The following is an 8,299-nucleotide window of genomic DNA, read 5'->3' as shown; positions in this document are numbered from 1 at the left end:
CGCGCCCGCCGCCCCGCCCGAGCCGCCGCTCGTCGCCGCCGCTGCGCCCGCCGCCCCGGCCGCGCCCGCTCCGGCGCCACCGGCGATGAGCGCGACGGCCTTCGCATACCCGGCGGCACCGAACCAACCGATGACCGCGACCGGCACGACCGCGGGGATCCCGCTGGCGACTTCCTTGATCTGGCCCGCGGCCAGCCGACACTTGGCGCACTCCTCCAGGTGCTTGCGCAGTCCGCGCTCGGCCCGGGTGCGCAGGCCGCCGCGGGCGTAGGCGCCGAGCCGGTCGGCGTAGCGCGCGCACTCCTCGTCCATGATGAGCGTGGCGCTGACGTGTGCCTGGAGGTAGGCCTGCTTGAGGCCCTCGCGGGCGCGGCTGGCCAGGACGCGGGTGCCGTTGGCGTCGAGCCCGAAGAGCGTGGCGACCTCGCTCGGGGACTCGTCCTCGACCTCCGTGTGCCACAACACGGCCTGCCAGCGCTCCGGCAGCGACCGGAACGCCTGCATGGCCAACGACTGCTCGGCCTCGTGCATCGCCCGTACGTCGGCGCCCAGGTCCAACGATTCGTCGTCGGACACCTCGGAGGTGCGGGAGGACTGCGCGGCGAACACCGCGAAGTCGTCGACCAGTTGTTCCCGTTTCGCGGACTTCGTCCAGCTCGCGGCGACGCGGCGGACCGTGGTGAGCAGATACGCGCGTACGGCGTGCTCGGGGCCGTGGCCGCGGCGGACCGCCTGGAGCATGCGGGCGAACACCTCGGCGGTGAGGTCGTCCGCGGTGTGCGCGTCCCGGCAGCAGGTGCGGGCGTAGCGACGGACGGCTTCGGCGTGACGGCGGTACAACTCCTCGTACGCCGTGTCGTCGCCCGCCCGCATCCGCCCGATCAGATCGGCGTCGGAGGGCGGCAGCTCGATCGGGCGTGGCAGGACGCCGTCACGCCGGTCGAACCGGTCGCGCTGCGCCGGAACGCTGGCGTCCCTCGGGGCACTCGAAGTGCCTGAAGCACCCGAGGCACCGGAAGTGCCCGAAGTACCTGGAGCATCCGGTGGACCCGAGGGCTCCGGGGTGATGCCCGACGGACCGCCCTGGCTCGGTACCTGCCGCGAGGGCGACCCGCCGGCCTCCGCGCCACCGTCACCGAGTGACTCGTCCCGCCCGTCAACGCTCATCGCGGAAAGCCCCCGCCTGCACACTCGGACCCGAATACCGGGACAGAGTGCCACACGCTTCAGGGACGGGACCCCACCGCACGGACCAACCACTCGTCCGTGGGGACTTGCCACACGACAGCACTAGTGGTCACCCGTTTGGGGAATAGTCAATAAACGCTCCCCACAAGGCAGTTGCGCCACGGCCGGAATGCGCGGACCCCGAACCACGTCACTTCGGACTCCGTCACCCCGGCCGCCGTCACGCCGGCCGCGAGCGCAGCCCCTCCAGCAGGATGTCCAGCAGCCGGGCCGAGGCCGCGGCCTGCTGGGCGGCATCCGGCAGCGAGGGCGCCGCCGTGGCTATGACCAGCAGTACGTCCGCCACGGTCACGTCCGCCCGCAGCTCGCCCGCCGCGCGGGCCCGATCCACCAGCCGGCCCACCACGTCGAGCAGCGCGGCCGCACCGGCGTCGTCGGCCACCGCGGCCATGGCCTCCTGCTCGGGCGCCGACCGCTGCTCGACGAGCCGGAGCTCGGGGGCGAGCTGGGACCGCTGCTGCGGCACCCGCGCCTCGTCCGCCGAGGGCCCCTCCTCCGCGACGCCGACCCGCAGCACCTGCGGCGGCAGCAGCCGCCCGGCACCCGAGGCCACCGACGTACGCAGGAAGCGCGAGAGCGCCGACCACGGCTCGTCCTCCTGACCGAGCGCCGCGCGTGCCTGGTCGGTCAGCCGGGAGGTCTCCTCCTCGGCTATCCGACGGACCAGGACGTCCTTGCTCGGGAAGCGCCGGTACACCGTGCCGACGCCGACCCGGGCGCGCCGCGCCACGTCCTCCATCGGCGCGCCGTACCCCAGCTCGCCGAAGACCTCGCGCGCCGCGCGCAGTACGTGCTCCAGATTGCGCTGTGCGTCCACCCGTAGCGGCGTCGTCCGCGATCCGTCCACCGGACCGCGGCCATTGCCGCCCGTTGCCGCGCCGACCGTGCCACCGGACGCGATGGCAGACGCGGAAGACCAATGAGCATCCTGAATGTGCATAAGCGTTCCCCCGGTAATGACGTCTCCCCCCGGAGACTCTCCCCGCCATTGGAAGCCGGAGCGAGCGGAACAAGCTTGATTCACGAACCCGTCGTGCGGACTCGTCGAGCGCATCCCCCTACACCCCGTCGACACACGAACATAGTTGAGTGGGGGTCAATTCAGAAGGGGCAGGTTCCGCACGGAGCGCCCCCCGATCGGAGTACGGGTCGGTTACCTCCCGATTACGTCCCCTCCGAACCCCCCGATCACCCCCGCTGACCTGCGCACTCTTCCCGCACTCCGGCAAACGGGGCAACCCCTCGGGCCCCCGGCCGTCGGTCACACAAATTGTCGAGCCTGTGGACAAACTCAAGAGCGGGGTGCGTCATGGGATGGTGAAGGAACCTGTGCGCATTCTCATCGTCGGCGGCGGCTACGTCGGGATGTACACCGCCCTGCGCCTCCAACGAAAGTTGAAGCCGGAACTGAATCGGGGCGAGGTCGAGATCACCGTCGTCTCCCCCGACCCCTATATGACTTATCAGCCGTTCCTTCCCGAAGCCGCCGCGGGCCTGATCTCGCCGCGCCACGTGGTGGTCCCGCTGCGCAGGGTCCTCGACCGGTGCCGGATCGTGGTCGGCGAGGCCCACAGCATCGACCACGCCAAGCGCACCGCGACGCTCAGCACGCTCGCCACCGCCGAGGAGGGCGCGGGCACCGAGCAGATCACGTACGACGAGCTCGTCCTCGCCCCCGGCTCGGTCTCACGCGCCCTCCCGATCCCCGGACTCGCCGACTACGCCATCGGCTTCAAGACCATCGAGGAGGCCATCGGGCTGCGCAACCACGTCATCGAGCAGATGGACATCGCCTCCTCCACCCGCGACCCCGCGATCCGCGACGCCGCCCTGACCTTCGTCTTCGTGGGAGGCGGTTACGCGGGTGTGGAGGCGCTCGGCGAACTCGAGGACATGGCCCGCTACGCCGCCCGCTACTACCACAACGTCAACGCCGACGACATGAAGTGGATCCTCGTCGAGGCCTCGAACCGCATCCTCCCCGAGGTCGGCGAGGAGATGGGCAAGTACACGGTCACCCAGCTGCGCCGCCGCAACATCGACGTACGCCTCGAAACCCGTCTCGACTCCTGCGCGGAGCGGGTCGCCGTCCTCAGCGACGGCGCCCGCTTCCCCACGCGCACGGTCGTGTGGACCGCCGGCGTGAAACCGCACCCGATCCTGGCCGCCACCGACCTCCCCCTCAACGGGCGCGGCCGCCTCAAGTGCACCGCGGAACTGACCGTCGACGGCGCCCCGCACGCGTGGGCGGCGGGAGACGCCGCCGCCGTCCCCGACGTCACCGCCGGGGAGCCCGGCAAGGAGACCGCGCCCAACGCCCAGCACGCGGTACGCCAGGCCAAGGTCCTCGGCGACAACATCGCCCACTCCCTGCGCGAGGAACCCCTGGAGACGTACTCCCACAAGTACGTCGGCTCGGTCGCGTCCCTCGGGCTGCATAAGGGTGTCGCGCACGTCTACGGGCGCAAGCTGAAGGGCTATCCTGCCTGGTTCATGCACCGCGTCTACCATCTGAGCAGGGTCCCGACCTTCAACCGCAAGGCCCGCGTACTCGCCGAATGGACCTTGGCGGGGCTCTTCAAAAGGGAGATCGTGTCCCTCGGATCGCTCGAACATCCTCGAGCGGAGTTCGAACTCGCGGCCGGTGGAAAGCATCCCATCGACCCGAAGCTCGACCCGAAGGGGTCGTCCTGACCCGACCCAGGAACTCCACCGATCAGGCAGGCGTCTGACGGATGTCGGTCCGGTCGGCCAGACTGGTCCCGACCATGGGCGGGCCGACGGTTCGCTCATTCGCACCCACAGGCTTCTTCCCCAGCGCCGCATTTCCCGGGTTCCGATCAGGGAGGCAGCGCTCCAGTGGCTCCGGCCGCGGGCCGGACCCCCGGCCGGATTCCGGAGCCGACCGGAGACGACAATCACGAGGCAAGGATTCGGTGAACTTCACCCGCTGGAGCGCCCGGCTCCCCGGAACGCAGCGCCGCGCCGCGGCGCGGACCGAACACACGGCCTCCCCGGACCGTCGAGGCGAGGGCTCCGTGCCCGCGGCCCGCGCCGAGCAGCTGACCGACGACGCACCGCCCGTCCCCGCCGTCGACGACCTGCCCGTGCGCGAGGTCCTCGACCGCGTCCCGGCCCTCGTCGCCCTCGTGCACGGCCACGACCACCGCGTGGCCTACGTCAACGACGCCTACGTGGCGGCCTTCGGCGCCCGACCCGTCGGCGAACCCGCACGCGAGGCGCTGCCCGAGCTCGCGGAGATCGGCCTGCTCCCGCTCCTCGACCAGGTGCTGCGCAGCGCCAAGCCGCGCACGGTCAAGTCCCGCAAAGCCCCCGGCGGTCGCTCGTACACCTTCACCTGCACGCCCGTCGACGCCACCCCGGACGGCCAGGACGGCGGCGTACTCGTCTTCGCCACCGACGTCACCGACCACGCCGAGGCCGCCGAGCGACTGCGCGCCAGCGAGCGCCGCCAGCGCGAGACCGCCGTCACCCTCCAGCGCTCCCTGCTCCCCCAAGAGCTGGAAGAACCCGACGACCTGCGCGTCGCCGCCACCTACCAGCCCGGCGGCACCGAGGCCGCGGTCGGCGGCGACTGGTACGACGTGATCACCCTCGGCGGCGGCCGCACCGCGCTCGTCATCGGCGACGTGATGGGCCGCGGAGTGCGGGCCGCGGCCGTCATGGGACAACTGCGCACCGCCGTACGCGCGTACGCCCGCCTCGACCTGCCCCCGCACGAGGTCCTGCAACTCCTCGACGGACTCGCCACGGAGATCGACGCCAACCAGATCGCCACCTGCGCGTACGCCGTCCACGACCCCAACGAGGGGCGGCTCGTGTACGCCTCCGCGGGCCACCTCCCGATCCTCGTCCGCGACGAGCACGGCACCGTGATCCGCGCCGACGAACCCACCGGACCACCGCTCGGCACCGGCGGCTGGATGCACGCCTCGGGCTCGGTCCCGCTGGGCCCCGGCTCCACTGCCGTCCTCTACACCGACGGCCTGGTCGAGCGCCGCAACGAGGACCTCGACGAGGGGATCGCGTCCTTGGAGCGCGCCCTCGCGGGGGCGACGGGCACGCCCCAGGTCGTCTGCGACCGCCTCGTCCGCTCCGCGGGCGTCACCGCCGACCACGACGACGACGTGGCCGTCCTCGTCCTCCAGCACCCCGCCCGCACGGGCCCCGACGGCGAGCTCTTCCGCAACGCGGCCCTGGAGCTGCTGGGCGGGGTGGAAGCGGCTCCACGCGCGCGTGCCTTCGCCTCCGGCGTGCTGACGAGTTGGCGTTTCCCGTCCGACCTCCATGACCTCGGCGTCCTCGCCACCAGCGAACTGGTCGCCAACTCCCTCCAGCACGGCACCCCGCCGATGCGCCTCCGGCTGCGCCGTACCGACCGCCGCCTCATCATCGAGGTCACCGACGGCGACGACCATCTGCCGCGTCGGCGTCGCGCCGAGCCCGCCGACGAGGCCGGCCGCGGTATCGCGATCGTCGCGACGATCGCTTCCGGCTGGGGGTCGCGGCGTACGCCCGGGGGAGGGAAGGCGGTCTGGTGCGAGTTCGCCCTACCCCGCACCGCCGGCTGACCCCCTGCCCCGGGCGTGTTCCCTGAGAAACAGGAGACGGCTGCCGCCACGGTGAAACGTGGTGACAGCCGTCGTACGAACGTCGTACAAGCCTCCGTCAGGCGCTCGCTCGTACCGGCTCCGCGGGTGCCGCCCCGCCCTGAGCCACCACCCGGCTCTTCGCCAGCCACGGCTGGTTCTGTACGGGGCTGAGCTGCCGCCCGAGCCGCAGCGCCAGGAACGTGATGCCGAGCGAGAAGAGCAGAAACGTCACGACGTACGGACCGTGCAGCGAGGCCCCCATCGGACCGCCCACCGCCGGACCGACGGCCAGCGCGAGCTGCTTCACCAGGGCGAAGGCGGAGTTGTACTGGCCGGCCAGTCCCGTCGGCGCGAGATCCGCGACCAGTGGCGCGACCGTCGGCGACAGCATCGCCTCACCGAGTCCGAACAGCGCGTACGTCGAGACGAACGCCGCCGTCGCCATCGTCTGGCTGCCGTGTCCCAGCCCCGCGTATCCGGCCGCCAGCCACGCCACGGCCCAGATGAGGCCCACCGCCGCGATCACCCGCGACCGCTTCCGGCGCTCGACGAACTTCAGCACCGCGAACTGCGCCACCACGATCATCGCCGTGTTCGCCGCCATCGCCGTACCGAGCGCGGAGGTCGAGATCCCGGCCGCCTCGACGCCGTACGCCGACAGTCCCGACTCGAACTGCCCGTAGCAGGCGAAGAACAGCACGAAGCCCAGCACGGACAGCTGCACCATGGCCCGGTTGCCCAACAGCTGCTTCCAGCTGCCGCCCTCGGCCTGCGGCGCGTCCCCCTCGATCCGCGGCGCGTGCGGCACCCGCACGGTCGCCATGATCACGACCAGCACGAGGAACATCGCCGCCTCGATCGCGAACAGCAGCGTGAACGAACTCGCGCGGGTCGTGTCGACGATGTGCCCGCCGATCAGGCCACCCACGCCGAGCCCGAGGTTCTGCAGGAAGAACTGTGTCGCGAAGGCGCGCGACCGCGTGTCCGCCGTCGAGCAGTCCACGATCATCGTCGCCAGCGCCGGCTGCATGACCGCTTGTCCCGCACCGAGCGCCGCCGCCGACAGCAGTACGGCCGTGGCGTTGCTCGCGAGCCCCAGGCTCAGCGCCCCGAAGGCGGCGGTGACCAGGGCGGTGAGCAGGACCGGCAGCGGGCCGCGCAGGACGATGGCCCGTCCGGCGAACGGCAGCACCACGAGAGCGGCCACGGCGAAGACGGCGAGCACGAGGCCCGCCGTCATGGAGCCGAGTCCCCGTACCTGCGCCACATAGACGTAGAGGAAGGGGACGGTAAAGCCGAGCCCGAACGCTCCGAGTGCGTTGCCCACGTGGATCCGGCGCATCGCTGCGCCCATCGCCCTGGTCACTTTCACCTGCCTTGGTCGTGAAGCTTCGGCGTGCATGGATGCAGACCTGAAGACTTCGAAGCTAAAGTTAGATGTTGAACTGTACAGCTTCAAGGACTTCAACGCCAAGCGAGCCCGTGCGATACTTCGGACATGGGCGACACCCCCGGCCTCACTACGCCGACAACCGAGCCGACACTCGACGAACAGATCGCCGCCTACCAGCGCGAGTTCCGGGACCTCGACCCCCAGGTCGAGAAGATCGTGGCGGCCCTCGGCCGCCTCAACCGCCGTATGAACGTCGCCTACGGCCGCCAGACCGCCACCCTCGGCATCAGCAACGCCGAGTGGGAGGTCCTCAAGGCCCTCGTCCTGTCCGGCGAGCCGTACCGGATGGGCCCCAGTGACCTCGCCAAGCGGCTGGGCCTGACCCCGGCCGCGATGACCCACCGGATCGACCGGATGGTCGCGGAGGGGCTGGTCACCCGGGAGCGCGACGAATCGAACCGTGTCCGCGTGATCGTGGAGCTCACGGACGAGGGGCGCGAGAAGTGGCTGGAGGCCATGCGCCTCGCCACGGTCTTCGAGGAGGACCTCCTCCAGGACCTGTCCGCCGACGAGCGTGGTGTCCTCGGCGAGGTTCTGACGCGTCTTCTGCGACGCGTGGAGCACGCCCAGCCGGACGCGGGCGGCCGCCTCAGCGACCTCGACTAAAAGATCTTGACAGGGATGGTTGACACCGTCCTGCTGGATCCGTAAGGTTCTTCGAGTTGCCACGGGGCCGTAACGGTTCTGCGGCAGCGCCTCCGCCGCAGAAGCGGCACCCCAACCACCAGCACGATCTCCCAAACGGGTGAATTCGGCGTGCCCGAATTCAATTCGATTGGGGCGCGGCGGTCCGATTAGGAACTGCCGAGAGGATCCGCTAAAGTTTGGGACGTCGGAACGGCCCAAGGGCCGGGAAGACAAGCCCCGCTGACTGGGAATCAGGCCCGAAAGGATCTGATAGAGTCGGAACCGCCGGAAAGGGAAACGCGAAAGCGGGAACCTGGAAAGCACCGAGGAAATCGGATCGGGAAACGGTCTGATAGAG

At 70.9% G+C, this 8,299-nt stretch carries 6 protein-coding genes; 3 read left to right on the top strand and 3 right to left on the bottom strand.

What is annotated here, in order from left to right; genetic code table 11:
- Positions 1-1,167: sigma-70 family RNA polymerase sigma factor (locus tag KVT44_RS54975; RefSeq protein ID WP_217576698.1), on the bottom strand; the 1,167-nt coding region annotated here is incomplete at its 3' end.
- Positions 1,168-1,408: 241 nt separating this feature from the next.
- Positions 1,409-2,188, bottom strand: a complete 780-nt coding sequence (locus KVT44_RS54970) for a TetR/AcrR family transcriptional regulator (protein WP_190174918.1) — start codon at positions 2,186-2,188, stop codon at positions 1,409-1,411.
- Between the two features lie 374 nt (positions 2,189-2,562).
- On the opposite strand from KVT44_RS54970, the gene KVT44_RS54965 reads away from it, so the two are divergent.
- Positions 2,563-3,942, top strand: a complete 1,380-nt coding sequence (locus KVT44_RS54965) for an NAD(P)/FAD-dependent oxidoreductase (RefSeq protein ID WP_217576695.1) — start codon at positions 2,563-2,565, stop codon at positions 3,940-3,942.
- 242 nt (positions 3,943-4,184) lie between these two features.
- Positions 4,185-5,840: a SpoIIE family protein phosphatase gene (locus tag KVT44_RS54960; RefSeq protein WP_054230575.1), complete on the top strand. Its 1,656-nt coding sequence runs from the start codon at positions 4,185-4,187 to the stop codon at positions 5,838-5,840.
- Between the two features lie 97 nt (positions 5,841-5,937).
- Here the strand turns inward: KVT44_RS54960 and KVT44_RS54955 are convergent, their stop codons facing one another.
- Positions 5,938-7,215, bottom strand: coding sequence for an MFS transporter (locus tag KVT44_RS54955; protein WP_075031346.1), 1,278 nt, complete (start codon positions 7,213-7,215; stop codon positions 5,938-5,940).
- Positions 7,216-7,359: 144 nt separating this feature from the next.
- On the opposite strand from KVT44_RS54955, the gene KVT44_RS54950 reads away from it, so the two are divergent.
- Positions 7,360-7,920, top strand: coding sequence for a MarR family winged helix-turn-helix transcriptional regulator (locus KVT44_RS54950; protein WP_217576693.1), 561 nt, complete (start codon positions 7,360-7,362; stop codon positions 7,918-7,920).
- Positions 7,921-8,299 lie beyond the last annotated feature (379 nt).

This window comes from Streptomyces sp. GbtcB7, from assembly GCF_019091445.1.
Taxonomy (GTDB): domain Bacteria; phylum Actinomycetota; class Actinomycetes; order Streptomycetales; family Streptomycetaceae; genus Streptomyces; species Streptomyces mirabilis.
Note: the sequence above shows the minus strand (reverse complement) of the source record. Positions and strands in the feature narration are given on the sequence as shown.